Genomic DNA, 25,788 nt, shown 5'->3' with positions numbered 1-25,788 from the left:
ACGGAGAACGAACATGACCCACATCACCGCTGACCAGATGGCCCGTGTGAAGGCCACCGCCCCCGTCCTCGCCGAGCACGGTGCGACGATCACGAAGCATTTCTACCAGCGCATGTTCGCGCGTCATCCGGAACTGAAGAACCTGTTCAACCAGACGCACCAGAAGACCGGCAGCCAGCCCGAAACGCTCGCGAAGGCCGTCTACGCGTATGCGGCGAACATCGACAACCTCGGCGCGCTGGGCGGCGCGGTGTCGCGCATCTCGCACAAGCACGCAAGCCTCAACATCCGTCCGGAGCATTACCCGATCGTCGGCGAGAACCTGCTTGCCTCGATCGTCGAGGTGCTCGGCGACGCGGTCGACGCGGAAACGCTCGAAGCATGGCGCGTCGCATACGGCCAGCTCGCGCGGATCATGATCGGCGCCGAAGCCGACCTGTACGCGAACGCGGCGTGGAGCGGCTTCCGCCCGTTCAAGGTCGCGCGCAAGGTGCGCGAAAGCGACGAGATCACGTCGTTCTACCTGACGCCGGCCGACGGCGGCGCGGCGCCGAAATTCGAACCGGGCCAGTACATCTCGGTGAAGCGCTTCGTCGGCGATCTGGGTGTCGACCAGCCGCGCCAGTACAGCCTGTCCGACGCGCCGCACGGCAAGTGGCTGCGCATCTCGGTGAAGCGCGAATCGGGCAAGGCCGAAGCGGTGCCGGCCGGCAAGGTGTCGACGCTGATGCATGACGGCGTCGAAGAGGGCGCGATCGTCGAAGTGACGGCGCCGATGGGCGACTTCTCGCTGAAGCGCGATGTCGATACGCCGGTCGTGCTGATCTCGGGCGGCGTCGGCATCACGCCGATGATGTCGATGGCGTCGACGCTGGTTGCGGAAGGCAGCAAGCGCGAAGTGCGGTTCGTCCACGCATGCCGTTCGGGCGCGGTGCATGCGTTCCGCGACTGGCTGAACGACACGGCGCGCGAGCATGCGAACGTCAAGCGTACGGTGCTGTACGAACTGGTCGGCCCGAACGACCGCGTGGGCGTCGACCATGATCTGGAAGGGCGTCTGACGCTGGAGCGCGTGCAGCAATACGCGCTGGTGCCGGATGCCGACTACTACATCTGCGGCCCGATCGCGTTCATGAAGGTGCAGCGCGATGCGCTCGTCGCGCTCGGCGTCGCGCCGGAGCGCGTGAATACGGAGATCTTCGGCTCGGGCGCGCTCGAGTGATGGCTTGACGACTGTTTTCCGGCCTATGAGCAAAGCCCGGCGCGAGCCGGGCTTTGCTTTTTGTCGGGGGCAGCCGCCGCCGGGCGGCCAACCTGTTTGCGTCCGTCAGTTCCCGCTGCCGCGCGCGACGCGGCGTGCCTTCACCGATTCCGCGAGGCCTTCGAGCACCTTCACGCTGTCGTCCCACGCGATGCATGCGTCGGTGATGCTCTGGCCGTAGGTCAGCGGGCAGCCTTCCTTCAGGTCCTGACGCCCTTCGATCAGGTGCGACTCGATCATCACGCCGACGATGCGCGAATCGCCGGCCGCGACCTGGCGGCCGATGTCCGCGCACACGGGGATCTGGTTCTCGTGCTTCTTCGAGCTGTTCGCGTGGCTCGCGTCGATCATCAGGCGCGCGGCGAGGCCGGCCTTGCCGATGTCCGCGCAGGCGGCGTTCACGCTTTCCGCGTCGTAGTTCGGCGTCTTGCCGCCGCGCAGGATCACGTGGCAGTCCTCGTTGCCGGCCGTCGACACGATCGCCGAGTGGCCGCCCTTCGTCACCGACAGGAAATGGTGCGGCTGCGATGCGGCCTTGATCGCGTCGACCGCGATCTTCACGTTGCCGTCGGTGCCGTTCTTGAAGCCGACCGGGCACGACAGCCCCGATGCCAGCTCACGGTGCACCTGCGACTCGGTCGTGCGCGCCCCGATCGCGCCCCACGAGATCAGGTCGGCGATGTACTGCGGGCTGATCATGTCAAGGTATTCGGTCGCGGCCGGCAGCCCCATCTCGTTGATCTGCAGCAGCAGTTCGCGCGCCGTGCGCAGCCCGTCGTTGATCTTGAAGCTGTTGTCCAGGTGCGGATCGTTGATGAGCCCCTTCCAGCCGACCGTCGTGCGCGGCTTCTCGAAGTACACGCGCATCACGATTTCCAGCTCGCCCGCGAAGCGCTCGCGCTCCTTCACGAGCCGCCCCGCGTACTCGACCGCCGCCTTCGTATCGTGGATCGAGCACGGCCCGATCACGACGATCAGCCGGTCGTCCATCCCGTGCAGGATGCGGTGCATCGACTGGCGCGAGTTGTAGATCAGCTCGGATGCGGCTTCGGAGCACGCGAATTCGCGGATCAGGTGGGCGGGCGGCGTCAGTTCCTTGAGTTCGCGAATGCGGACGTCGTCGGTATTGTGCGGGGGCATGCTGTTTCTCCTAATGTTCCGGGGCGCCGTTCGGTCAGTGCGCGTGCGGCAGATTCATCAATTCAAGCGATTCAGTGGTTTCGGTCGGGGCCGCGGAATCCGCTGCGGCGGCGACCGGCTGGCGAAGGGCGAAAAAAAACCGCCGGGTTCGCCGGCGGTTTTTTCGGGAATTTCGGTTGCGCTTTACGCGCCATCAACCCTCTCGATCCGCCAGCGGTCTGAGATGCCAAAAAAAGTAAAAATAAAACTTGGCGGACATGACGGAGATTTGGTTCGTCAAAAAAGTTGATTCGGAATTTATACCCCGTCGCCGCGCGGCTGGCAACTAGGGGTGCTCGAAAATGCGGACAATCCGCGCATTTTCTTCAAAATGCGCGGATTGTCTGCGCCGTGATGCGGTTATGCCGTACCGCCGACGGTCATCTTGTCGATCCGCAGAGTCGGCTGGCCGACGCCGACCGGCACGCTCTGGCCTTCCTTGCCGCACACGCCGACGCCCGAGTCGAGCGACATGTCGTTGCCGATCATGCTCACGTACTTCAGCGATTCCGGGCCGCTGCCGATCAGCGTCGCGCCCTTCACCGGGTAGGTGATCTTGCCGTTTTCGATCATGTACGCCTCGGACGCCGAGAACACGAACTTGCCGTTCGTGATGTCGACCTGGCCGCCGCCGAAGTTCACCGCGTACAGGCCGTTCTTCACCGACGCGATGATTTCCTGCGGATCCTTGTCGCCGTTCAGCATGTACGTGTTGGTCATGCGCGGCATCGGCAGCGCCGCGTACGACTCGCGCCGCGCATTGCCGGTGACGGGCATCTTCATCAGGCGCGCGTTCAGCGTGTCCTGGATGTAGCCCTTCAGGATGCCGTCCTCGATCAGCGTCGTGCACTGCGTCGGATTGCCTTCGTCGTCGATGTTCAGCGAGCCGCGGCGGTTCGGCAGCGTGCCGTCGTCGACCACCGTCACGCCCTTCGCGGCGACCTGTTCGCCGATCCGGCCGGCGAACGCCGACGAACCCTTGCGGTTGAAGTCGCCTTCGAGGCCGTGGCCGATCGCTTCGTGCAGCAGCACGCCCGGCCAGCCCGGCCCGAGCACCACCGTCATCGCGCCGGCCGGCGCGGGGCGGGCGTCGAGGTTGACCAGTGCCGCGTGCACGGCGTCGTCGACGTAGCGCGACAGCACGTCGTCGGTGAAGTAGCCGTAGTCGAAGCGGCCGCCGCCGCCGCCGGAGCCGATTTCGCGGCGGCCGTTCTGTTCGGCGATCACCGTGACCGACACGCGCACGAGCGGGCGGATGTCGGCGGCCAGCGCGCCGTCGCTGCGCGCGACCAGCACGACGTCGTATTCGCCCGCGAGGCCTGCCATCACCTGCGTGACGCGCGGGTCGCGGCCGCGCGCCATCTGCTCGATGCGCTCGAGCAGCTTGACCTTGGCGGTCGCGTCGAGCGACGCGAGCGGATCGGACGGCAGGTACAGGTCGCGGCCCGAGATGCCCTTGAGCGACGCGGCCGCCTTGATCTTCTGGCGGCCGCCGCCGGCCGCCGCGATCGCCTTGGTGGCCGCGGCCGCCTGGGCGATGGCTTCCGGCGACAGGTCGTCGGAGTAAGCGAACGCGGTGCGCTCGCCCGCGACCGCGCGCACGCCGACGCCCTGGTCGATGCTGAAGCTGCCCGACTTCACGATGCCTTCCTCGAGGCTCCACGCTTCGCTGCGGGTCGCCTGGAAGTACAGGTCCGCGTAGTCGACGCGATGCGTGAAGATGTCGGCGATCGTGCGCGTGAGCAGGCTCTCGTCGAGGCCGTACGGCGTGAGGAGGATGTCCTTCGCCAGCGCAAGGTTGCGGATGCCGGGTTCGATGATGTTCATGCGGGTATCGAGGGTTCTCAAAAAGTTGTCGGGTGCGTTCTGGGCAGATGGGTGTGGCCGGGCGTCGTTTCAAGCGCCGCGGCGCTTCGGCGGTTCAGGCCAGCACGCGATGCCGCCACGCGGGCAGGCTCTGGCGCACGTCGGCGATGCGTTGCGGATCGATGACGCCGGTCACGACGCTCGCGCCTTCGTCGCGAACCGCGACGATCTCGCCCCATGGGTCGATCAGCATGCTGTGGCCCCAGGTGCGCCGGCCGTTCTCGTGCTTGCCGCCCTGGGCGGCTGCCAGCACGTAGCATTGATTCTCGACGGCCCGCGCGCGCAGCAGCATTTCCCAGTGCGCGCGGCCCGTCGTATACGTAAACGCCGACGGCACGACGATCAGCGCGCAGTCGCCCATCCTGCGGTACAGCTCCGGAAAGCGCAGATCGTAACAGACCGACAGGCCGACCCGCCCGAACGGCGCGTCGAACGCGACGACCGTGCTGCCCGCGCGGATCGTGCGCGCCTCGTCGAACGATTCGTCGCCTTTCTCGAAGTTGAACAGGTGGATCTTGTCGTAGCGGGCCGCTTCGTGGCCGCTCGGGTCGAACACGAGCGTGGTGTTCAGCACGCGATCGGGCTCCGGCGCCTTCAGCGGCAACGTGCCGCCGATCACCCAGACGCCGTGTTGCTGCGCGGCCTCTGCGAGAAAGCGCTGGATCGGGCCGTCGCGGTAGGGTTCGGCGAGCGTGAGCTTGTCGGTGTCGCGATAGCCCATGAAGCAGAAATACTCGGGCAGCAGCACGAGTTGCGCGCCTTCGCCGGCGGCTTCCGCGATCAGGCGGCGTGCCTCGGCGAGATTGCTCGCGACGTCCGGCGTGCTCACCATCTGCAGCGCGGCGACCCGCAAGGGCGTGGCGGAACGGGTGTGATCGGTCATCGCAGGATCGATTGCGTAATAAATGGGGTGCGGCCCGGCACCATGCGCGGATCAGTGGCTCGCCGCATTGGCCGGCCCGTGGTTCATCTTACCCTGATCGCCCTGCACCCGCTCGATGTGCGGATGTGCCCACGAGCCGGTGATCGAGTAGTCGAGCGCGAACGCGTGCGACAGCGTTTCCGACAGCGCGTAGTTCGCGGCCAGCACGCCGACGCCGAGCAGCGGGTTGATGATCGCGGCCGCGATCGCCGCCGTGCCGGCGCCGATCTTCGGCGCGACGTGCGCGTGCAGGTCCTGCGTCTCGGTGCCGAGGTCGACCGCGCCGCGCACCGTCACGTTCGCCGGCGCGGTCGTCATCGAGAAGTCGTCGGTGCGCGCGATCCCGTTCGAGATCCGGCCGGTACCCGTGATCTTGTCGAACGGCAGCCCCTTGCCGACCACGTCGCGGAAATTCAGCGTCAGGAAGCGTGCGAGGCTTTGCAGGCTCAGCACGCCGAGCAGTTTCGCGGCGCCCGGATCGACCTTCAGGATCTGGCCGTGCTCGAGATCGAGCGCGACCTGGCCGCCGAACGACGGGAAGTCGACCGCGGTCGGGCCGCCGCGCCAGCCGACCTTGCCCGTTATCGTGCCGTGGCCGTCCGCCAGCGTGCGCGGCAGGCCGACGCGGTCGAGCAGCGCGCCCGCATTGCCGATGTCGAGCTTGAAGTCGAACACGCTGCGGCGCGGCGCGTCGGTTTCGTCGACGCCGCGGGCGAGCGCGCGGCGCGACGTGCGCCAGTTGCCGGTTGCCGTCAGCTTCGCGGCCGGGTTCGCCAGTTCGAGCTTGTCGAGCTGCCACACCGGCGCGCCGTCCTCGTCGATGTTGCGTGCATTGACGACGAGCCGGCCGATGTCGTGATCGTGCGCGACGACCTGGTCGACGATCAGGTCGACCGACGGCATCGGCCGGTCGGTCGGCGTCGGCAGGTTCATCGCGCGGCCGACGAGGTCGTGCTGCGCGCTTTGCGGAATTACGAGTTTCGCGAGCCGCGCGTTCAGCACGCCCGCGCCGTTGTGGCCGCCGCCCGGCGCCCACGACAGATAGCCCGATACCTGGTTCGACGCGACGTTCGCCTGCCACAGCTCGTCGACGTGCGACGCGCCGACGATCACGTTCTCCCAGTTGCGCTTGAGCAGCTTCAGCGTGCCGAAGTGGAGCGCGAAGCGCTTGGGCGTGAAGCTCGCGAAGTCGACGCGCGGGGTGCCCTGCGGCTGCGGTTGCGGCGCGCGCGCCGCGTCCGGCTGCAGCGTGCGGGCCAGCGCGAGCCACGCGTCGGCATCGAGTTCGTCGACGTCGACGGCCGCGCTCACGCCATCCTGCGGCATGTCGGGCATCCGGTGGATGCCCATCGCGCCGCGCACCGCGCGCAACGGCTCGCCGGGCGTCGCGTCGAGCAGGTAGCTCGCGGACACCGGGCCGAGCGTCAGGTCGGCGTGTTCGAGGCGCTTGCCGTCCGTCCGGGCCGCCGGCTGCAGCGTGAAGTGGAACGGCATCGGCGTGCCGGCCGCCTTCGCGAACGGCGCCGGGAAGTTCAGGGCGACGCCCGTCAGGTCGGAATGCGCGGTGACTTCGGGCAGCCGGCCCGGCGCGCCGCGCACGGCGAGCTGGTACGGCGCATCGCCGACCACGTGCTCGAGCAGCGCCGCGGCCGGGCCGCGCAGGTTCAGGCCGCGCGCGGCGTCGAGCGCGAGCTTGCCGTCGACGTCCACCGCGTACGGGCCGTGCGACTGGAATTTGCCGCTCGCGCGCACCGGTCCGCCGAGGAAGCGCCCCGACAGGCCGTGCAGCGATGCGCCGGCCTCGGTGAAGCGCACGCTGCCGCGCAGCGCGGACAGCGGCGGCACGCCGTCGGTCGACAGCGTGTTGCCGCCGAACGCGAGCGCGCCTTCGACGTGCGTATGCGGATGCGGCACGTGCTGCGGAATCGTGATCTTCAGCGCGAGCGACGCCGGGCCCTGCGCATCGATCCGCTGGCCGATGTGCCCGCTCATCGTGCCGAGCGAGCTGTTGTCCGCGTAGTCGATCAGGTCGGCGAGCGGGCCTTGCGCGTGGCCGTCGATGATGAGGGGCGACTTCGTCGGATTGCCGAGATCGTCGATGCGGCCCATGACCTTCGTCAGCACGACGCGCTTGTAGTGCGCACGCGCGATGTCGAAGTGCAGCTTGTTCTGCGCGAGCTCGAACACGCCGTCGATCCCGTCGAGCGCCGGCCAGACGCTCGGCGTGCCGTTCGCGAGCTTGCGTGGCGGGTAGGGCGTCGGCTCGAAGCGCCCGCCGGTGAACGGCGCGACGATGTGGAACACGCCGGCATCCGGCTCGTGTTCGAACGGGAATTTGTCGAGCGGGCCGCGGGCGACGATCGACGCGCCCTTGGTCACCTGGCCGCCCTGCAACGCATGGCCGAGATAGTCGCGCAGGTGATCGGACATCCCGGTCGGCAGGTAGCGCGGAATGCGCGCCACCGACGCGCGCGCGAAATCCGCGCGCAGGTCGAGCGAGCCGCGCCCGTGGCCGGGGTTCGTGTACGTGCCCGATACGGCGATCTCGGCATCGGGGTTCGAGACGAGCAGGTCGGGCAACGTCACGTCGACGCGCGCGTGCTTGTCGCCCGGCGCCGGCGTGACGACCCATTTCGCGTTGCCGCGCAGCCGGTCGAAGGTCAGGCGCGGTTCGTCGAATTCGCCGGGCACCGTGACGGCCGCATTGACCGTGTCGAAGTGCGCGGTGCCGCCCGTCTCGTTCGCGTCGATGCGGCCCCACAGATTCTCGACGCCCGGCCAGCCGGCGCGCGGGTGGCCGCGCGGCGACAGCCCCGGCGGCGGTTCCTGCGCGGCGACGCTGATGCCCTGCAGGTCGCCGAGAAAGCGGTAGCGCACGATCGGCGCGGCGCCGGTGCGCCGCTCCTCGTCGGCGAGGTCGGCCCGCGCCGGCTTCGCGCGTTCCACCTCGATGTGATAGTTCGACACCATCCCGCGCGGATCGAGCTTGATCAGTTCGTTGCGCAGGCGCGCCGGCAGCGGCAGCCCGCGAATGAACTCGCTGAGGATGCCCAGATCGACGCGATCGCCCACGACGCTCAGCAACTGCCCCTGGTCGACGGCCGGCACGCGGTAGCGGGCGGTCAGCGTCGACAGCGCGAGCGAGCGGGCGAGCGGCGTGCCGTCCGGGAGCGGCGGCTGGCCGAGCTCCGCGTTGAAGCGTGTGAGGTGCAGCGTGTAATCGCGCCCGGCGTCGAGCGCCATGTCCCAGCCGAAACCGACCGTCGGCACGTTGAGGCGCGGCTGGGTCGGCCGCACCTGCAGCACGACGTCGGCGCCTTGCAGGTCGCCGCCCGCCGAGCGCAGGTGGCCGTCCTGGAAGGTCGCCCAGATCGCGTTGTCGATGCGGCCCGCATGGGCCGTCAGCGGCAGGTCGAGATAGCGGCCGAGCGTTTGCAGGTCGACGGGGCCCGTCGACAGATACGCGTCGCCCGTCCAGTTCGACGGCTTGCCGATCGGCGCGAGCCGCTTGTGCGTGAAGCGTGCGCGGAAATCGAGCGGGCCGAGCAGCAGCGTGCCGTTCGCGGGCGCCTGCAGCGCGGCCTTGTGGATGCGGCCGTCGTTGAGCACCGCGAGCCGGATGCCCGACAGCGCGAGTTCGGGCGCATCGTGCTGCGCGTCGCGCCAGCGCAGCGTGCCGTTGCGCAGCACGATCGCTTCCTGTTTCAGCAGCCAGGTGCCGAAGGTGTCGCTGCCGCCGTGGGTGGTTGCGACGCCGACACCCGCGACGCTCAGCGAGCCGTCGGTCGCGCGCGCGATCACCAGATCGGGGTGGTCGACGATCAGGCTCGACAGCGCGGGCGACAGCCGCAGCAGCGACATCCACGACAGCGCGGCGGTCGCATGCGGGACCGACAGCGCGATCCGGCCGTCACGGCCACGGATGGTGAGGTTGGCGACTTCGACGCCCGGCTGCATGCCGGACCAGTGCGGAGACAGTTTGCCGATCGAAAGCTGCGCGTGGAGCTTGTCGGACACCGCGCGCTCGATGCGCGGGCGGAATTCGTCGATGCGCGGCAGCAGCACGTAGCGCAGCCCGAGGAACGCGCCCGACGCGACGAAGTAAGCGCCGACCCCGACCGCCAGCGTCACCCTGAACACGCGACGCAGGACCGGATGATCGTGCTTCGGAGGTCCCGCTTCGGGCGCAGCTACGGCGGATTCCTGACGGTCGGACATGCGGCGGACGGGCGGCGATATGGTAGTTTTGCAGACTGACGTTGAAATGTATCACACGGGTTCGTGCCGGCGGCCGTTGCGGCAGCTCGGCACGGGCTTTCCGGCGCGCGGTTTCGCGGCGGCGCACGTGCGTCGCGCGACACCGCGCCGAGTCCATGGGGCCTGTCGACGGCGGGGCGCGCACGCGTTTCCCGGCGCGGCGGGCCTTACCGCCAGGCCCGCTTCTCGATGACCGACGCTTCCGCCCTGATCAGCCCGTCCTACTCCCGCTATATCGCCCGTGCGGCTGCCGCGCGTCCCGCGCTGTCCGATCAGATCGCCGCATGGGCCGCCGCGCCGCTCGGCCGTGCGCAGATCGACGCGCGCCTGACCGAGCTGCTCGTGCCGCCGGCCGGCTCGGCCGCGCCGAGCGACGAGCAACTGAAGCGTGCGCTGCGGCAGTTGCGCGCCGAGGTGTTCGGCGCGGTTGCGGAGCGCGACCTGCGCGGCGTCGCGGACGTCGCCGAGGTGACGTCCGCGATGACCGATCTCGCCGAAGCGGCCGTGCAGCGCTCGCTCGCGCTGCTGTCGGACGAACTCGAGGCGATGTACGGCGAGCCGCGCGGCGCCGACGGCCAGCGCGTGGTGCTCGGCGTGGTCGGGATGGGCAAGCTCGGCGGGCGCGAGCTGAACGTGTCGTCGGACATCGACCTGATCTTCGTCTATGAGGACGACGGCGAGACGACCGGCGGCACGCGCGCGCCGCTGTCCACGCAGGAATACTTCACGCGGCTCGGCCGGCGCCTGATCGGCGTACTGTCCGAGGTCACGGCCGACGGCTACGTGTTTCGCGTCGACATGCGGCTGCGCCCCAACGGCGATTCGGGGCCGCTCGTCTGCAGCCTCGGGATGCTCGAGGAATATTTCTACGTGCAGGGGCGCGAATGGGAGCGCTACGCGTGGATCAAGGGGCGGCTCGTGTCGGAAGGCGGCAGCGACGCCGCGCAGCGGCTCGAGTCGCAGCTCGAGGCGATCGTCAAGCCGTTCGTGTACCGCCGCTACCTCGATTTCGGCGTGATCGGCGCGATCCGTTCGCTGCATCAGCAGATTCGCCAGGAAGCCGCGCGCCGCGCGTCGATGCGGCCCGACAAGGCCGACGACATCAAGCTCGGGCGCGGCGGGATCCGCGAGATCGAATTCAGCGCGCAGGTGTTCCAGTTGATCCGCGGCGGTCAGGACGCGGAGTTCCGCGTGCGGCCGACGCTCGCGGTGCTGCGCCATGCGCAGGCGCGCGGGCTGATCGGCGAGGACGTGCGCGAGCGCCTGACCGATGCGTACAACTTCCTGCGCACGCTCGAGCACCGGCTGCAGTACCGCGACGACGCGCAGACGCATGCGATGCCGGTCGACCCGGACGAGCGCGCGGCGCTGGCCGCGTCGCTCGGCTTTGCCGACTACGCGGCGCTGATGACGGTGCTGGATGGTCATCGCACGTTCGTCGAAGCGCAGTTCGACCAGATATTCGCCGACAAGGTGAACGGCGGCGGCCCCTGTGCGGCGGGCGAAGATACGGCGGCCGCGTGGATCTGGAGCAGCGCGCTCGCCGACGACGGCGAGGACGACACGCTGCTCGCCCGCCTCGGCGGGCTGGGCTTCGCCGATCCGGCCACGGTGCTCGCGCGGCTGCGCGCGATCTGGCAGTCGTCGCGCTACTCGGGCCTGCCGGAAAAGAGCCGGCAGCGCTTCGACAGCGTCGCGCAGCGCGCGCTCGAAGCCGCGCCGCGGATCGACGCCGCGCGCCGTGACGACACCGTCGTCCGGTTGTTCGACCTGCTCGAGACGGTCAGCCGGCGCGGCGTCTATCTGGCGCTGCTGACCGAATATCCGGCCGCGCTCGACCGCGTGCTGTCCGTGCTCGGCGCGACGCGCTGGGGCGGCGGCTACCTGATCCGCCACCCGCAACTGCTCGATGAGCTGCTCGACGACGAAGCGATCGCGAGTCCGTTCGACTGGCCCGCGTTCAAGGATGCGTTGCGTGCGCGCCTCGCGGCGGCCGACGGCCCCGAGCAGCAGATGGACCTGCTGCGGCACGCGCAGCACGCGGAGGTGTTCCGCATCCTGCTGATCGACCTGGCCGGGCAGTTGTCGGTCGAGCATGTCAGCGACCGCCTGTCCGAGCTGGCTGATGCGGTGCTCGACGTGACGATCGAAGTGGTCTGGTCGCAGCTCGCGAAGCGCCATCGCGACGTGCCGAAGTTCGCGGTGATCGCGTACGGCAAGCTCGGCGGCAAGGAGCTCGGCTATGCCTCGGATCTCGACCTGATCTTCCTGTACGACGACCCCGACGAGCGCTCGGCGGACGTCTACACGACGTTCACGCGCCGGCTGATCACATGGCTCACGACGGCGACCGGCGCGGGCGCGCTGTTCGACATCGACCTGCGGCTGCGGCCGAACGGCGAGGCCGGGCTGCTCGTCACCGATCTCGACGCGTTCCGCCGCTACCAGTTGCGCGAGGGCGATGCGGCGAACACCGCGTGGGTGTGGGAGCACCAGGCGCTGACGCGCGCGCGCTACAGCGCGGGCGACGCGCAGATCGGCACGGACTTCGAGGCGATTCGCCACCAGGTGCTGACGACGCCGCGCGACGGGAGCGTGCTCGCAAAGGAAATCGTCGACATGCGCGGCAAGGTGTTTGCCGGTCACCCGAACCAGACCGAGTTGTTCGATTTGAAGCACGATCGCGGCGGGATGGTCGACATCGAGTTCATCGTCCAGTACTGGGTGCTGCTGCATGCATCGAGCGATGCCGAGCTGATCCGCAACACCGGCAACATCGCGCTGCTGCGCGAGGTCGCGCGCTTCGGGTTGATGGGCGAGGACGAGGCCGAGCGCGTCGGCGCGGCGTACCGCAAGTACCGGAAGCTGCAGCACAAGCTGCGGCTCGACGGGATGGAGAAGGCGCGGGTCGATCCGGCCGTGGTGGCCGACGAGCGGGCGGCCGTGACGGCGCTGTGGGCGCGCGTGTTCGGGGCGGTTGAAACGAACGTTTGAGTCAGGTGTTTGAGGCGGTCGTTCGAATCAACGGGGCGGGGCAGGGCGGACGCGATCGCGTGCCGCTTCCCGCTTCCCGCAAAAAGACCGGCGCATGCGCCGGTCTTTTTGCATTCGGCCGATGGGTGCCGGTGTCAGGCCGCCAGCATTTCCTTCGCGTGCTTGCGCGTCGTCGCGGTGATCTCGAGGCCGCCGAGCATCCGCGCGACTTCCTCGACGCGGCTTGCCTTGTCGAGCGGGTTGACCGACGACACGGTGCCGCCGCGGTCGTCGGCGCCCTTCGCGACCTGGAAGTGATGGTCGCCGCGCGCGGCGACCTGCGGCAGGTGCGTCACGCACAGCACCTGGCGGTCACGCCCGAGCTGGTGCAGCAGGCGCCCGACCACTTCGGCGACGCCGCCGCCGATCCCCGTGTCGACTTCGTCGAAAATCAGCGTCGGCGTCGGGCTGGCCGCGCTGGCGATCACCGCGAGCGCGAGGCTGATCCGTGCGAGTTCGCCGCCGGACGCGACTTTCGCGAGCGGCCGCAGCGGCACGCCGGGGTGCCCGGCGACGCGGAATTCGACCTGCTCGAGCCCGTGCGGGCCGCCGTCGGCGAGCGGGACGAGCGCGACTTCGAAGCTGCCGCCCGCCATCGACAGTTCCTGCATGCCGGCCGTGACGGCCGTGCCGAGCGCCTTGGCTGCGTGCGTGCGCGCCTTCGACAGGCGTTTCGCGTCGTCGAGATAGGTTTCCCGGGCCTTTGCCTGCGCGGCTTCGAGCGCGCCGAGGTCGGCGGCTGCGTCGAGCGCGGCGAGCTGCGCGCGGCGGGCCGCGTGTTCCTCGTGCAGCGTGTCGGGCGGCAGCCGGAACTTGCGGGCGGTCGAGTGCAGCGCATCGAGGCGCGTTTCGACCTGCGCGAGCCGGGCCGGGTCGAGATCGAGACGCTGCGCGTAGTGCGACAGCGAATAGACGGCTTCCTGCAACTGGATCTCGGCCGGTTCGAGCGACGCGAGGGCATCGCCGAGCCCCGTGTCGTAGTCGGCGAGGCTGCGCAGCTTCGACACGATTGCGCCGAGCTGCGGCAGCATCGCGTCGTCGGCCTCGGACAGCGCATTGAGCGCGCCCTGCACGCCGGCGATCAGATTCGCCGAATGCGACAGCCGTTTGTGCTCGCTGCCGACTTCGTCCCATTCGCCCGGCTGCGGCGCGAGCTTGTCGAGTTCGGCGAGCTGCCACGCGAGCTTTTCGCGCTCGAGCTGCAGTTCGCGCTCGTGCGCCTTCGCGGCGTCGATCGCCTGCGTCGCGTCGCGCCATACGCGCCACGCGCGGGCGACGTTCGCGGCATCGGCGACGAGCCCCGCGTGCGTGTCGAACAGTTCGCGCTGCGCGTCGGGGCGCATCAGCAACTGGTGCGCATGCTGGCCGTGGATGTCGACCAGCATCTCGCCGAGTTCGCGCAACTGCGCGAGCGTCGCGCTGGTGCCGTTGATGAACGCGCGCGAGCGGCCGTTCGCGTCGATCACGCGGCGCAGCATCACGGTGTCGTCGGCGTCGAACGCATGTTCGTCGAGCCAGCGCGCGACACGGTCGTGCGGCGTGAATTCGGCGGTGATGTCGGCGCGGCCGCAGCCGGCGCGCACGACGCTCGCGTCGGCGCGTTCGCCGAGTGCGAGCGCAAGGGCGTCGATCAGGATCGATTTGCCGGCGCCGGTTTCGCCGGAAAAGACGGTAAAGCCGCTGTCGAATTCGAGATCGAGCGCGGCGACGATGACGAAGTCGCGAATCGAGAGGTGGCGGAGCATGGTGTCGGGCGTGGGTGCGTCAGGACGCCTTGTCGTCTTCGTTCGATGCGTGTTCGTTCCAGTGCAGCTTCTTGCGCAGCGTCGCGTAGTAGCTGTAGCCGATCGGGTGCAGGAACGGCACCGTGTGCTTCGAGCGGCGCACCTCGATCGTGTCGTTCAGTTCGAGCGCGGTAAACGACTGCATGTCGAAGTTCACGTTGACGTCGCGGCCGCCGACGATCTGGATCGCGATCTTCGAATCGTCGGGCAGCACGATCGGCCGGTTCGACAGCGCGTGCGGCGCGATCGGCACGAGCACGATGCCCTGGAGTTGCGGATGCAGGATCGGGCCGGCCGACGACAGCGCGTAGGCGGTCGAGCCGGTCGGCGTCGCGACGATCAGGCCGTCCGAGCGCTGGTTGTACATGTACCGGCCGTCGACCGACGCGCGCAGCTCGACCATCCCGGAGAAGCCGCTGCGGTTCACGACGACGTCGTTGAACGCGATCGCATGGTAGATCGGTTCGCCGTCGCGCATGATCCGCGCTTCGAGCAGCGAGCGTTCCTCGCGTTCGAACTTGCCCGACAGGATCACCGGAACGAGCGCCTGCATGTCGGCAGCCGCGATGTCCGTGATGAAGCCGAGCCGCCCGTGGTTGATCCCGATCAACGGCGTCTTGTACGGCGCGAGCTGGCGGCCGATGCCGAGCATCGTGCCGTCGCCGCCCAGCACGACCGCCACGTCGGCGCGCGCCCCGATTTCGGCCGGGGTGAGCGCCGGATAGCCGGTGATGCCGATTTCGCGCGCGGTTTCGCCTTCGAAGACGACCTCGAAGCCCAGCTTCGCGATGCAGCCAGCCAGCGTGGCGAGCGGCTCGGCGATGCCGGGCGTGTTGCTGCGGCCGACGAGCGCGACAGTGTTGAACTGATTACCGGTTTTCATGCCGGCATTACACCATAGCTCGTTGACGAAAAGAACCGGCTGTGCGCCGGCGGGGCCGGATCGGCCAGCCCGCCCGACGCAGGCCGCGGCCACTCGCCGCGGTCGCGCGGTTGCGCTAAAATTTTCCACCATGCTAGATCCTCGCGCACGAACCCTCCTGAAAACCCTGATCGAACGGTATATCGCCGACGGTCAGCCGGTCGGCTCGCGTACGTTGTCCCGTTACTCCGGGCTCGAGCTGAGCCCGGCAACGATCCGCAACGTGATGTCCGACCTGGAGGAGCTCGGCCTCGTGTCGAGCCCGCACACGTCGGCCGGCCGCGTGCCGACGCCACGCGGCTACCGGCTGTTCGTCGACACGATGCTGACGGTCGAGGCGCCGATCGACGCCGAGGCCGTGGCGCGCCAGGTGCAGAACACGCTGCAGGCCGGCGAGCCGCAGCAGCGGGTGGTGGCGGCCGCGGCGAGCGTGCTGTCGAACCTGTCGCAGTTCGCGGGTGTCGTGCTGACACCGCGCCGCAGCCACGTGTTCAAGCAGATCGAGTTCATGCGCCTGTCGGACAAGCGCATCCTGCTGATCATCGTCACCCCCGAGGGCGACGTGCAGAACCGGATGCTCGCGACGCCGCGCGATTATTCGCCGTCGCAGCTCACCGAGGCGTCGAATTACATCAACGCGCACTTTGCCGGCCTGTCGTTCGACGAGGTGCGCCGCCGCCTGCGCGACGAGATCGACCAGTTGCGCGGCGACATGACCACGCTGATGCATGCGGCCGTGACGGCCAGCACCGAGGTGCCCGACACCGAGGACACCGTGCTCATTTCCGGCGAGCGCAACCTGCTCGAAGTGGCGGACCTGTCGTCCGACATGGCGCGGCTGCGCAAGCTGTTCGACGTTTTCGACCAAAAGACGGGCCTCCTGCAACTGCTCGACGTGTCGAGCCACGCCCAGGGCGTGCAGATTTTCATCGGCGGCGAATCGACGCTCGTGCCGATCGAGGAAATGAGCGTCGTCACCGCGCCTTACGAGGTGAACGGCCAGATCGTCGGCACGCTCGGCGTGATCGGGCCGACCCGCATGGCGTACAACCGCGTGATCCCGATCGTCGACATCACCGCGCGCCTGCTGTCGCTCACGCTGAGCCAGCAGTAACCGGCGCCGATACCGTTCCGCAATCGTGCCGCGGCGCCGTGCGCGCCGCCAGTCGGCCGAACGGCCAGCCGACCGGAGCGAGGCGGCCCGCTATAATTGAGGGCCGTTCGACTGCGTGCCCCGAGCACGTTCCTGCCCATGCGTTTCGATCTTGAGCCGCCTTCGAGTACCGCGGCCGCCCATCGCATCGGCGTGCTGCTGATCAACCTCGGCACGCCCGACGCCCCGACGCCGCGCGCGGTGCGGCGCTATCTGGCCGAATTCCTGTCGGATCCGCGTGTCGTCGAAATCCCGCAGGCCGTCTGGCAGGTGCTGCTGCGCACGCTGATCCTGCCGCTGCGCGGGCGCGCGTCCGCGAAGAAATACGCGGCCGTCTGGATGCCGGAAGGCTCGCCGCTGCGCGTGTTCACCGAGCGCCAGGCCGAAGGCGTGCGGCACCTGCTCGCATCGAACGGCTATCAGGTGAAGCTCGACTACGCGATGCGCTACGGCAGCCCGAACATTGCGCACGCGCTCGCGCAGTTCAAGCGGGCGGGCGTCGAGCGCGTGCTGCTGATGCCGATGTATCCGCAATACTCCGCGTCCACCACCGCGACGGCGTTCGATGCCGCGTTCGCGGCGCTCGCGCGGATGCGCAACCAGCCGGAAGTGCGCACGGTGCGGCATTACGCCGACCATCCGGCCTATATCCACGCGCTAGCCGAGCAGGTGCGCCAGTATTGGGCGCAGCACGGCCGGCCCGACTTCGCGGCCGGCGACAAGCTCGTGCTGAGCTTTCACGGCGTGCCGAAGCGCACGCTCGACCTCGGCGATCCCTATCACGACCAGTGCCAGCAGACGGGCGCGCTGCTGATGGCCGCGCTCGGACTGTCGACGCTCGAATGCCGCGTAACCTTCCAGTCGCGCTTCGGCAAGGCCGAATGGCTGCAGCCGTACACGGCGCCGACGCTGCGCGAGCTTGGCGAGGCCGGCGTGCGGCGGGTCGATGTGTTCTGTCCCGGTTTCACGGCCGATTGCCTGGAGACGATCGAGGAGATCGGAATGGAAGTGCGCGACGAGTTCATCGCGGGCGGCGGCCAGGCGTTTCACCGGATTCCGTGCCTGAACGGCGCGCCCGCGTGGATCGGCGCGATCGGCGAGATCGTCGCCGAGAATCTGCGGGGCTGGCCCGTGAAGGCGGCGCAACCCGAGGCGGTGAACTGAAATGACGGCTCGGCCGCGGCTCGCACGGCGTTCGCTACGCCGCGAGCGGGCGGCCCGGCGGAGGCTGACATGAATTACAGGATTTCGACGGAACCCGGCGCGAAGCTGCGCATCGACAAATGGCTATGGTCGGCCCGCTTCTTCAAGACCCGTTCGCTCGCGTCCGACGCGGTCGACAAGGGGCACGTGAAGATCGGCGGGGCGTCGGTGAAGCCGGCGAAGGAAGTGCGTGTGGGCGACGAGGTCGAGATTGCGATCGACGGTATCGTCTGGCACATTGCCGTGCTCGGCATCTGCGACGTGCGCGGGCCTGCCAGCGTCGCGCAGACGCTTTACGAGGAAACGGAAGCGGGGCGCACGGCGCGGCTCGCCGAACTCGAGCGGCGCCGCACGTATCGGGAGCCGGCGGCGGAGTTGCACGGCCGCCCGACCAAGCGCGACCGGCGCATCATCGACAGATTTTCTGGTGAGCGCTGAACATGTGATCGAACGTCGCCAGCGCACTTCCGTACTCGGTCGTGCGGTCGGTGACGGCTCCGGACAGGCAGATGGTGGTGGTGCCGGCAATCAGTACCAGCGCGACCACCGATATGGCAAAGGTCAGTTTCACGGTACTCGCCTCGAGAAGACAATGACTGCGGCGCCAGGTGGGTGTCAGGCGGCGGTCAGCTAGGGTAAACGCGCTTTTTCCGACGCGTGAGTGCAGTGTAGTGCAGCCCCCTGTGCCCAGCTAGTACTTGCCGGGTAAGGGTTGTTACAGGCCGTTTCGTCCGATTTGGCGGCAAATGCGTGCAATCTGGCGACTTGTCGCGCGGTTGTTTCGCGGCGGTGGCGAATGCCGGCGAATAACCCTCTTGAAATCGCAGTTTTCGCCCCTATCTGCATCTGCAATGTGCGGTGCCGCCGGCATACGATCCGGCGGTTGCCGATTTGGCTTCAACCTCTAATCGACTTTCAGCGACATGGAAAACACGCAAGAGAACCCGGCTACCCCATCGGCCGAAGACATCGGCAGCGAGAAGCAGGCGGCGCAAGGCGCCGCACCCGCCGCCGAAGCCGCCGACGCGGCGCTCGCGGAGGCTCAAGCCAAGGTCGCCGAGCTGCAGGAGAGCTTCCTCCGGGCGAAGGCCGAGACCGAGAACGTTCGCCGCCGCGCGCAGGACGACGTCTCGAAGGCACACAAGTTTGCGATCGAGAGCTTCGCCGAGCACCTGCTGCCCGTGCTGGACAGCCTCGAAGCAGCGGTCAGCGACACGTCCGGCGACATCGCGAAGGTGCGCGAAGGCGTTGAGCTGACGCTGCGCCAGCTGACGAGCGCGCTCGAGAAGGGCCGTGTCGTCGCGATCAACCCGGTCGGCGAGAAGTTCGATCCGCACCAGCACCAGGCCATTTCGATGGTGCCGGCCGAGCAGGAGCCGAACACCGTCGTCACCGTGCTGCAAAAGGGCTACACGATCGCCGACCGCGTGCTGCGCCCGGCGCTCGTCACGGTCGCCCAGCCGAAGTAAGGCTGCCGCGATGGTTCCCGCCGGCGTTGACCCGGCCGCGTTCGACGCGTTCGGCATGCAGGCGCTGGCGCCCGACACGTTCGATGCCGGCATCGCCGGCGACGCACTCGCCGTGGTGTTCTTCTGGGGCGTCGACTGCTTCAACTGCGAGATCGCGAAGAAGGCGATGCTCGCGCAGTCCGATGCGATCCGTGCACTGAACCTGAAGTGGTTCCATTGCAACGTGTACGAACACCCTGAGCTGGGGCGCCGCTTTGGCCTGCACGGTGTGCCGACGTGGTTTTTCTTCCACCGCGGCAAGCGGCTCGGGCGCGCGACTGGCTGGCATGGCCTCGCGCAGTTCCAGGCGGCGGTGTCGGCGGCGCGCGCGAAGGTCGCCGCGGCGGCCGGCGAGCCGCGCGATCCGGCTGCCGGCGGCGATTGAAAAAATTTAATACCCGCATCGCTTGCCGGGTCTTGAAAACGGATCGGCCGGACGCATTTCGGGAACAGAGTTGAATTCTGGCGCGCGAAACTGCCCAAAAAAGTGGCGTTTCGCGCAGCAAACAAGCATTTCTGGAGATTAGGAAAAATGGGAAAGATCATCGGTATTGACCTCGGCACCACGAACTCGTGCGTCGCCATCATGGAAGGCAACCAGGTCAAGGTCATCGAGAACTCGGAAGGCACGCGCACGACGCCGTCGATCATCGCCTACATGGACGACAACGAAGTGCTCGTCGGCGCGCCGGCCAAGCGCCAGTCGGTGACGAACCCGAAGAACACGCTGTTCGCGGTGAAGCGCCTGATCGGCCGCCGCTTCGAAGAGAAGGAAGTCCAGAAGGACATCGGCCTGATGCCGTACGCGATCGTCAAGGCCGAGAACGGCGACGCATGGGTCGAAGCGCACGGCGAGAAGCTCGCGCCGCCGCAGGTGTCGGCTGAAGTGCTGCGCAAGATGAAGAAGACGGCCGAAGATTATCTCGGCGAGCCGGTCACGGAAGCCGTGATCACGGTGCCGGCGTACTTCAACGACAGCCAGCGTCAGGCGACCAAGGACGCCGGCCGCATCGCGGGCCTCGAAGTCAAGCGGATCATCAACGAGCCGACCGCAGCCGCGCTCGCGTTCGGTCTCGACAAGGTCGAGAAGGGTGACCGCAAGATCGCCGTGTATGACCTCGGCGGCGGCACGTTCGACGTGTCGATCATCGAGATCGCGGACGTCGACGGCGAAATGCAGTTCGAAGTGCTGTCGACCAACGGCGACACGTTCCTCGGCGGCGAGGACTTCGACCAGCGCATCATCGATTACATCATCGGCGAGTTCAAGAAGGAGCAGGGCGTCGACCTGTCGAAGGACGTGCTCGCGCTGCAGCGCCTGAAGGAAGCGGCCGAAAAGGCGAAGATCGAGCTGTCGTCGAGCCAGCAGACCGAAATCAACCTGCCGTACATCACGGCGGATGCGTCGGGTCCGAAGCACTTGAACCTGAAGATCACCCGCGCGAAGCTGGAAGCGCTGGTCGAGGATCTCGTCGAGCGCACGATCGAACCGTGCCGCATCGCGATCAAGGACGCCGGCGTCAAGGTGTCGGACATCGACGACGTGATCCTGGTCGGTGGCCAGACCCGCATGCCGAAGGTCCTGGAGAAGGTGAAGGAGTTCTTCGGCAAGGATCCGCGCCGTGACGTGAACCCGGACGAAGCCGTCGCAGTCGGCGCGGCGATCCAGGGCCAGGTGCTGTCGGGCGACCGCAAGGACGTGCTGCTGCTCGACGTGACCCCGCTGTCGCTCGGCATCGAGACGCTCGGCGGCGTGATGACGAAGATGATCAACAAGAACACGACGATCCCGACGAAGCACGCACAGGTGTATTCGACGGCGGACGACAACCAGTCGGCCGTGACGATCAAGGTGTTCCAGGGCGAACGCGAAATGGCAGCGGGCAACAAGCTGCTGGGCGAGTTCAACCTCGAAGGCATCCCGCCGTCGCCGCGCGGCGTGCCGCAGATCGAAGTGACCTTCGACATCGACGCGAACGGCATCCTGCACGTCGGCGCGAAGGACAAGGCGACCGGCAAGGAAAACAAGATCACGATCAAGGCGAACTCGGGCCTGTCCGACGCTGAAATCGATCAGATGATCAAGGACGCGGAAGCGAACGCAGCGGAAGACCACAAGCTGCGCGAGCTGGCCGATTCGCGCAACCAGGGCGACGCGCTGGTCCACAGCACGAAGAAGGCGCTCACCGAGTACGGTGACAAGCTGGACGCGGGCGAGAAGGAAAAGATCGAAGCGGCGCTGAAGTCGCTCGAGGACGTCCTGAAGGACACGTCGGCCGACAAGGCGGCGATCGACGCGAAGGTCGAGGAACTCGGTCAGGCTTCGCAGAAGCTCGGCGAAAAGATGTACGCCGACATGCAGGCCCAGCAGGCAGGTGCGGCCGGCGCGGCGGGTGCAGCGGAAGGCGCGGCCCAAGCGGGCGGTGCGCAGCAGGCTGCCGACGACGTCGTCGACGCCGAGTTCAAGGAAGTGAAGAAGGACTAAGCCGGGTTGCCATGGCACCGCACGCCGCGCGCGAGACGCGCGCGGCGCGGCTGAACAGCGGTCTGTCTTTCCTTCCGGATGGCCGGATCGACTCCACGCCTGGCGGGCTTCGCGGCCCTCCGGGCACATTTGTTTTTTGGCGGGTGCTGCGCGAGCCGTCCGCGGACGGCGCAGCGCCAGACGAGTCGAGAGACTTTACTGCGGGCGAAAGGAGCCGCCGCGTGCGTGACGCGCAACGGCACAGTGAATCGATATGGCGAAACGGGATTACTACGAGGTTCTGGGCGTCGCAAAGAATGCGAGCGACGACGAAATCAAGAAGGCGTATCGCAAGCTTGCGATGAAGTACCACCCTGACCGCAATCCGGACAGCAAGGATGCGGAAGAGCATTTCAAGGAAGTGAAGGAAGCCTATGAAATGCTGTCGGACGGCCAGAAGCGCGCGGCGTACGATCAGTACGGCCATGCGGGCGTCGATCCGAACATGGGCGGTGCCGGCGGGCAGGGCTTCGGCGGCTTCGCGGACGCGTTCGGCGACATCTTCGGCGACATCTTCGGCCAGGCTGCGGGCGGCGCCGCGCGCGGCGGCCGTGGCGGCCCGCAGGTGTATCGCGGCGCCGATCTGCGCTACAGCATGGAGATCACGCTCGAGCAGGCCGCGCACGGCTACGACACGCAGATCCGCGTGCCGAGCTGGGTATCGTGCGAAGTCTGTCACGGGTCGGGTGCGAAGCCCGGCACGAAGCCCGAAACCTGCCCGACCTGTCACGGCCAGGGCACGGTGCGCATGTCGCAGGGCTTCTTCAGCATCCAGCAGACCTGCCCGAAGTGCCACGGCACCGGCACCTACATCCCGGAACCGTGCGCGCACTGCCACGGCTCGGGCAAGGTGAAGGAAACCAAGACGCTCGAAGTGAAGATCCCCGCCGGCATCGACGACGGGATGCGGATCCGCTCGGCCGGCAACGGCGAGCCGGGCATCAACGGCGGGCCGCCGGGCGACCTGTACGTCGAAATCCACATCAAGCCGCACTCGGTATTCGAGCGCGACGGCGACGATCTGCACTGCCAGATGCCGATCCCGTTCACGACCGCCGCGCTCGGCGGCGAGATCGAGGTGCCGACGCTGGCCGGCCGTGCGTCGTTCCCGGTGCCGGAAGGCACGCAGTCGGGCAAGACGTTCCGTCTGCGCGGCAAGGGTATCAAGGGTCTGCGTTCGAGCATCGCGGGCGATCTGTATGTGCACGTGCAGGTCGAGACGCCCGTGAAGCTGACCGACCAGCAGCGCGATCTGCTCAAGCAGTTCGAGAAGTCGCTGGCCGAGGGCGGTGCGCGTCACAGTCCGCAGAGCAAGAGCTGGTTCGACCGCGTGAAGAGCTTCTTCGAGTAATGGCATGACTGAAGGCAACGAGAGCGCGTCGTTCGCGCTCTTGGACGATTGCGACTCGACCGCGTCCGCGCGGTCGAGTCGTTTGTATTCGGGTTTCGTGCGCGAACGCGTGTGTACGGATCCCGCGCGGCTCGACGAACTCGATGCGATCGTCGCGCAGGACTTGCGCGACGGGCTGCATGCGGTCGTCGTCGGCGATTACGAATTCGGACGCAATCTGGAAAGAGCGCAGCCGGGCGATGCCCCGCTGCGCTTTTTGCTGTATGCGCGCTGCGAGCGCCTGTCGCGCGACGAAGTCGACGCATGGCTCGCGCAGCAGGACGGCGGCGGCGCGCCGTCGATCGCGGGCGTCGCGCACGTCGCGAAGAGCGTGTCGCGCGATGCGTTCGATGCGGCGATCGCCGCGGTGCACGACACGTTGCGCGCGGGCGACTCGTATCAGATCAACTACACGTACCGGCTGAATTTCGACATGTTCGGCCCGCCGCCCGCGCTGTACCGGCGGCTGCGCGCGCGCCAGCCCGTGCGCTACGGTGCGCTGATCGCGCTGCCCGACGGTGCGTGGATCGTGTCGTGCTCGCCGGAGCTGTTCGTCGAAAAGCACGGCGACGTGCTGCGCGCACGGCCGATGAAGGGCACCGCGCCGCGTTCGGCCGATCCGCGCGAGGATGCAGCCGCTGCCGCGTTCCTCGCGAGCGATCCGAAGAATCGCGCGGAAAACGTGATGATCGTCGACCTGCTGCGCAACGACGTGTCACGGATTGCGCGCACGGGCACCGTCAAGGTGCCGGCGCTGTTCTCGGTCGAGCCGTATGCATCGGTGTGGCAGATGACGTCGACGGTCGAGGCCGGCTGGCGTGACGGCACGACCTTCGCGCAGATGCTGCGCGCGCTGTTTCCGTGTGGATCGATCACCGGTGCGCCGAAGCACAAGACGATGGAACTGATCGATGCGATCGAGTCGACGCCGCGCGGGCTCTATACAGGCGCGATCGGCTGGCTCGACGCGTCGCACGACGGCGCGGCCGGCTGCGGCGATTTCTGCCTGTCGGTGGCGATCCGGACGCTGACGCTCGCTCCGGCCGGTGCCGACAGCAGCATGGGCGACGCGGCCATTGCCGATGCCGATGCCGATGCCGATGCAGGCCGGCGACGCGGCAGGATGGGCGTCGGCGCGGGCATCGTGCTCGACAGCGTCGCGGCCGACGAATATGCGGAGTGCGAATTGAAGGCACGATTCCTGACCGATGCCGATCCCGGCTTCCAGTTGTTCGAAACGACCGCCGCGACGCGCGTGGACGGCATCCGGTATCTCGACCGTCATCTCGCGCGGCTGCAACGCAGTGCGGACGCGTTCGGCTTCCGTTTCGACATCGAGGCGTTGCGCCGCGAGATCGACGCGCGCTGCGCGGCGCTCGACGGCGATGGCCCGTACCGGATGAAGCTCGCGCTCGCGAAGGACGGCGCGGTCGAGATCATTGCTGCGCCGCTGAAGCCGCTGCCCGCAGGGCCGGTCGGCGTGATGCTCGCGTCGGCTCACGGCTTCGCGCCGACCTGCACCGGCGACGCGCTGCTGCTGCACAAGACGACGCGCCGTGCCGAATACGATCGCGCGTGGCAGGCGGCCGAGGCGCTCGGCGGCTTCGACATGCTGTTCTTCAACGAGCGCGGCGAGCTGACCGAAGGCGGGCGCTCGAATGTGTTCGTGAAGATTGGCGGTGCGTGGGTGACGCCGCCGCTGTCGTGCGGCGTGTTGCCGGGCGTGATGCGTGGCGTGCTGCTCGACGATCCGGCAGTAGGCGCACAAGCGTGTGTGCTGACGCTCGACGATGTGCTGAACGCGGATGAGTTGATGATCTGCAATGCGTTGCGCGGGCCGATGGCAGCGCGGCTGATTCACGGCAGCGCGCCGGCCTGAACGCGGATTACTGCCGCGGCGTACATTGCCAGCTTTGTACGATGGCGTGCCCGCGTCGGTAGCGCGCGACGCAAGTCTGTGCCTGTTTGCCCAGTGGCCGTGCGATCACGACGCTCGTATTACCGTAGTCACACGAGACCCAGTAGTCTTCACGGCTTTCGGCGAGCGACCAGGTATAAATATCGCTTTTGGATTCGGAGCGTGAGCGGTTCGGCCGCAACGACATCATCCGGTCCGGCGGCCCCGACCAGAAGGTGACGCTGGCAAGCGGATACGTGCTTTGCGTATCGAAGTTTTTCCAGCCATCGGGCGGTTGACCGTCGAGCTGCTGGGTAACGGCGAGGCGTGCGGGGCAATCTGCTGTCGCAGCGGACGCGGGTAATGCGAAGAGCGAACTGTATGCGAGTGCGGCGATGGCGAGCAGTCGATACGGTGTCTGGCGGATGAACATCGTCATTTCACGACCGAAACAACGGCCGTTTTTGTCCTTGCCCTTGAACGGAATGCCTCTTCTCTGAATGCTTTGAGTGAGCACCATTGTTCAACGACATGGATACCGCGCACATCCTGGCCCGGATAGAACGCCGCATGATTGCCATGCGATCGGCCGGGTAGCGATCGTTCTCGAACGTTGCAATGACGTTCCTGCGCGCATACTCCGCCGCCGGCCAGCTGTTGCCCGACGAGTTCAGCCGCCTTCTCATGCACGTGAGCCATCTTCGACCACTCCTTCGATTGACGAAGGCTTGATGGTCGCAGCGACGAGGGCGAGCACAAATAGGACGAGTTAGAAAGTACGTGTTGTCCGGCAATGCGGTACGAGAAACGGCGTACCGCATTGCCGGCCGCGTCAGCGAGAGTGTGCCGCAGCAATCGACGGCAGCGCGCCACGGCGCTGCCCGCCCGA

At 67.8% G+C, this 25,788-nt stretch carries 20 protein-coding genes; 11 read left to right on the top strand and 9 right to left on the bottom strand.

Annotation, left to right across the window (positions count from 1 at the left end; genetic code table 11):
• The first annotated feature begins 13 nt into the window (after positions 1-13).
• Entirely contained in the window at positions 14-1,222 is a 1,209-nt protein-coding gene (gene hmpA / locus BME24068_RS20570; RefSeq protein WP_174927196.1) for an NO-inducible flavohemoprotein, read from the top strand.
• Positions 1,223-1,327: 105 nt separating this feature from the next.
• Here the strand turns inward: hmpA and aroG are convergent, their stop codons facing one another.
• Positions 1,328-2,401, bottom strand: coding sequence for a 3-deoxy-7-phosphoheptulonate synthase AroG (aroG, locus tag BME24068_RS20565; protein ID WP_174927195.1), 1,074 nt, complete (start codon positions 2,399-2,401; stop codon positions 1,328-1,330).
• A gap of 43 nt (positions 2,402-2,444) precedes the next feature.
• Here aroG and BME24068_RS20560 point away from each other — a divergent pair, with 43 nt between their 5' ends.
• The gene (locus BME24068_RS20560; RefSeq protein WP_174927194.1) at positions 2,445-2,690 is read left to right on the top strand and encodes a hypothetical protein; all 246 of its coding nucleotides are present in this window, start codon (positions 2,445-2,447) and stop codon (positions 2,688-2,690) included.
• Positions 2,691-2,800: 110 nt separating this feature from the next.
• Here BME24068_RS20560 and tldD read toward each other — a convergent pair whose 3' ends face one another.
• The 3 genes from tldD to BME24068_RS20545 all read right to left on the bottom strand — a co-directional run bounded on the left by tldD (position 2,801) and on the right by BME24068_RS20545 (position 9,446).
• Positions 2,801-4,267 (bottom strand): metalloprotease TldD, encoded by a 1,467-nt coding sequence (gene tldD, locus BME24068_RS20555; protein WP_096505057.1) that lies wholly within the window; start codon positions 4,265-4,267, stop codon positions 2,801-2,803.
• Positions 4,268-4,361: 94 nt separating this feature from the next.
• Complete coding sequence (locus BME24068_RS20550) at positions 4,362-5,189, bottom strand: carbon-nitrogen hydrolase family protein (protein WP_174927193.1); 828 nt, start codon at positions 5,187-5,189, stop codon at positions 4,362-4,364.
• A gap of 51 nt (positions 5,190-5,240) precedes the next feature.
• Positions 5,241-9,446 (bottom strand): YhdP family protein, encoded by a 4,206-nt coding sequence (locus tag BME24068_RS20545; protein ID WP_174927192.1) that lies wholly within the window; start codon positions 9,444-9,446, stop codon positions 5,241-5,243.
• Positions 9,447-9,674: 228 nt separating this feature from the next.
• Between BME24068_RS20545 and glnE the strand changes: the two genes are divergently transcribed.
• Complete coding sequence (glnE, locus tag BME24068_RS20540) at positions 9,675-12,479, top strand: bifunctional [glutamate--ammonia ligase]-adenylyl-L-tyrosine phosphorylase/[glutamate--ammonia-ligase] adenylyltransferase (protein ID WP_174927191.1); 2,805 nt, start codon at positions 9,675-9,677, stop codon at positions 12,477-12,479.
• Positions 12,480-12,613: 134 nt separating this feature from the next.
• On the opposite strand, the gene recN is transcribed toward glnE, so the two are convergent.
• Together recN and BME24068_RS20530 are read right to left on the bottom strand one after the other, a co-directional pair.
• Positions 12,614-14,263, bottom strand: a complete 1,650-nt coding sequence (gene recN, locus BME24068_RS20535; protein ID WP_174927190.1) for a DNA repair protein RecN — start codon at positions 14,261-14,263, stop codon at positions 12,614-12,616.
• A gap of 19 nt (positions 14,264-14,282) precedes the next feature.
• Positions 14,283-15,185: an NAD kinase gene (locus BME24068_RS20530; RefSeq protein ID WP_096505047.1), complete on the bottom strand. Its 903-nt coding sequence runs from the start codon at positions 15,183-15,185 to the stop codon at positions 14,283-14,285.
• Between the two features lie 130 nt (positions 15,186-15,315).
• Between BME24068_RS20530 and hrcA the strand changes: the two genes are divergently transcribed.
• The 3 genes from hrcA (at position 15,316) to BME24068_RS20515 (ending at position 18,018) form a co-directional block, all read left to right on the top strand.
• A complete protein-coding gene (hrcA, locus tag BME24068_RS20525) occupies positions 15,316-16,338 on the top strand; it encodes a heat-inducible transcriptional repressor HrcA (protein ID WP_011544637.1) in 1,023 nt (340 codons plus the stop codon).
• A gap of 138 nt (positions 16,339-16,476) precedes the next feature.
• Positions 16,477-17,541, top strand: a complete 1,065-nt coding sequence (gene hemH / locus BME24068_RS20520; protein WP_174927189.1) for a ferrochelatase — start codon at positions 16,477-16,479, stop codon at positions 17,539-17,541.
• Positions 17,542-17,610: 69 nt separating this feature from the next.
• The gene (locus tag BME24068_RS20515; RefSeq protein ID WP_096505043.1) at positions 17,611-18,018 is read left to right on the top strand and encodes an RNA-binding S4 domain-containing protein; all 408 of its coding nucleotides are present in this window, start codon (positions 17,611-17,613) and stop codon (positions 18,016-18,018) included.
• Here the strand turns inward: BME24068_RS20515 and BME24068_RS20510 are convergent.
• Positions 17,990-18,151, bottom strand: coding sequence for a hypothetical protein (locus tag BME24068_RS20510; RefSeq protein ID WP_172441904.1), 162 nt, complete (start codon positions 18,149-18,151; stop codon positions 17,990-17,992). The two genes, BME24068_RS20515 and BME24068_RS20510, sit on opposite strands and share 29 nt — an antisense overlap.
• Positions 18,152-18,503: 352 nt before the next feature.
• Between BME24068_RS20510 and grpE the strand changes: the two genes are divergently transcribed.
• The 5 genes from grpE (at position 18,504) to BME24068_RS20485 (ending at position 24,881) form a co-directional block, all read left to right on the top strand.
• Complete coding sequence (gene grpE / locus BME24068_RS20505) at positions 18,504-19,049, top strand: nucleotide exchange factor GrpE (protein WP_096505041.1); 546 nt, start codon at positions 18,504-18,506, stop codon at positions 19,047-19,049.
• A 10-nt stretch (positions 19,050-19,059) separates the two neighbouring features.
• Entirely contained in the window at positions 19,060-19,473 is a 414-nt protein-coding gene (locus tag BME24068_RS20500; protein ID WP_096505039.1) for a thioredoxin family protein, read from the top strand.
• 147 nt (positions 19,474-19,620) lie between these two features.
• Positions 19,621-21,573, top strand: coding sequence for a molecular chaperone DnaK (gene dnaK / locus BME24068_RS20495; protein WP_096505037.1), 1,953 nt, complete (start codon positions 19,621-19,623; stop codon positions 21,571-21,573).
• A 253-nt stretch (positions 21,574-21,826) separates the two neighbouring features.
• On the top strand, positions 21,827-22,963 hold the full coding sequence (gene dnaJ, locus BME24068_RS20490) for a molecular chaperone DnaJ (protein WP_096505035.1): 1,137 nt from the start codon (positions 21,827-21,829) through the stop codon (positions 22,961-22,963).
• A 4-nt stretch (positions 22,964-22,967) separates the two neighbouring features.
• Positions 22,968-24,881, top strand: a complete 1,914-nt coding sequence (locus BME24068_RS20485) for a chorismate-binding protein (protein ID WP_174927188.1) — start codon at positions 22,968-22,970, stop codon at positions 24,879-24,881.
• Between the two features lie 7 nt (positions 24,882-24,888).
• Here BME24068_RS20485 and BME24068_RS20480 read toward each other — a convergent pair whose 3' ends face one another.
• Together BME24068_RS20480 and BME24068_RS35545 are read right to left on the bottom strand one after the other, a co-directional pair.
• Positions 24,889-25,419, bottom strand: a complete 531-nt coding sequence (locus BME24068_RS20480; RefSeq protein WP_174927155.1) for an STY0301 family protein — start codon at positions 25,417-25,419, stop codon at positions 24,889-24,891.
• Positions 25,335-25,598 carry a BPSL0067 family protein gene (locus BME24068_RS35545; RefSeq protein ID WP_203368124.1) on the bottom strand — a complete coding sequence of 88 codons (264 nt, stop codon included), beginning with the start codon at positions 25,596-25,598 and terminating at the stop codon, positions 25,335-25,337. The genes BME24068_RS20480 and BME24068_RS35545 overlap by 85 nt, the downstream gene beginning before the upstream one ends.
• Positions 25,599-25,788 lie beyond the last annotated feature (190 nt).

Source organism: Burkholderia anthina (assembly GCF_902498995.1).
Classification (GTDB): Bacteria; Pseudomonadota; Gammaproteobacteria; order Burkholderiales; family Burkholderiaceae; genus Burkholderia; species Burkholderia anthina.
This window is presented reverse-complemented; position numbering and strand designations above follow the sequence as displayed.

Coding starts and splice junctions, on each gene's coding strand:
- BME24068_RS20550 (WP_174927193.1), bottom strand. CDS start 5,189: ATGACCGATCACACCCGTTCCGCCACGCCCTTGCGGGTCGCCGCGCTG.
- dnaJ (WP_096505035.1), top strand. CDS start 21,827: ATGGCGAAACGGGATTACTACGAGGTTCTGGGCGTCGCAAAGAATGCG.
- dnaK (WP_096505037.1), top strand. CDS start 19,621: ATGGGAAAGATCATCGGTATTGACCTCGGCACCACGAACTCGTGCGTC.
- BME24068_RS20515 (WP_096505043.1), top strand. CDS start 17,611: ATGAATTACAGGATTTCGACGGAACCCGGCGCGAAGCTGCGCATCGAC.
- hemH (WP_174927189.1), top strand. CDS start 16,477: ATGCGTTTCGATCTTGAGCCGCCTTCGAGTACCGCGGCCGCCCATCGC.
- BME24068_RS20500 (WP_096505039.1), top strand. CDS start 19,060: ATGGTTCCCGCCGGCGTTGACCCGGCCGCGTTCGACGCGTTCGGCATG.
- glnE (WP_174927191.1), top strand. CDS start 9,675: ATGACCGACGCTTCCGCCCTGATCAGCCCGTCCTACTCCCGCTATATC.
- BME24068_RS35545 (WP_203368124.1), bottom strand. CDS start 25,598: ATGGCTCACGTGCATGAGAAGGCGGCTGAACTCGTCGGGCAACAGCTG.
- BME24068_RS20480 (WP_174927155.1), bottom strand. CDS start 25,419: ATGGTGCTCACTCAAAGCATTCAGAGAAGAGGCATTCCGTTCAAGGGC.
- recN (WP_174927190.1), bottom strand. CDS start 14,263: ATGCTCCGCCACCTCTCGATTCGCGACTTCGTCATCGTCGCCGCGCTC.
- hrcA (WP_011544637.1), top strand. CDS start 15,316: ATGCTAGATCCTCGCGCACGAACCCTCCTGAAAACCCTGATCGAACGG.
- BME24068_RS20485 (WP_174927188.1), top strand. CDS start 22,968: ATGACTGAAGGCAACGAGAGCGCGTCGTTCGCGCTCTTGGACGATTGC.
- tldD (WP_096505057.1), bottom strand. CDS start 4,267: ATGAACATCATCGAACCCGGCATCCGCAACCTTGCGCTGGCGAAGGAC.
- BME24068_RS20545 (WP_174927192.1), bottom strand. CDS start 9,446: ATGTCCGACCGTCAGGAATCCGCCGTAGCTGCGCCCGAAGCGGGACCT.
- hmpA (WP_174927196.1), top strand. CDS start 14: ATGACCCACATCACCGCTGACCAGATGGCCCGTGTGAAGGCCACCGCC.
- grpE (WP_096505041.1), top strand. CDS start 18,504: ATGGAAAACACGCAAGAGAACCCGGCTACCCCATCGGCCGAAGACATC.
- aroG (WP_174927195.1), bottom strand. CDS start 2,401: ATGCCCCCGCACAATACCGACGACGTCCGCATTCGCGAACTCAAGGAA.
- BME24068_RS20530 (WP_096505047.1), bottom strand. CDS start 15,185: ATGAAAACCGGTAATCAGTTCAACACTGTCGCGCTCGTCGGCCGCAGC.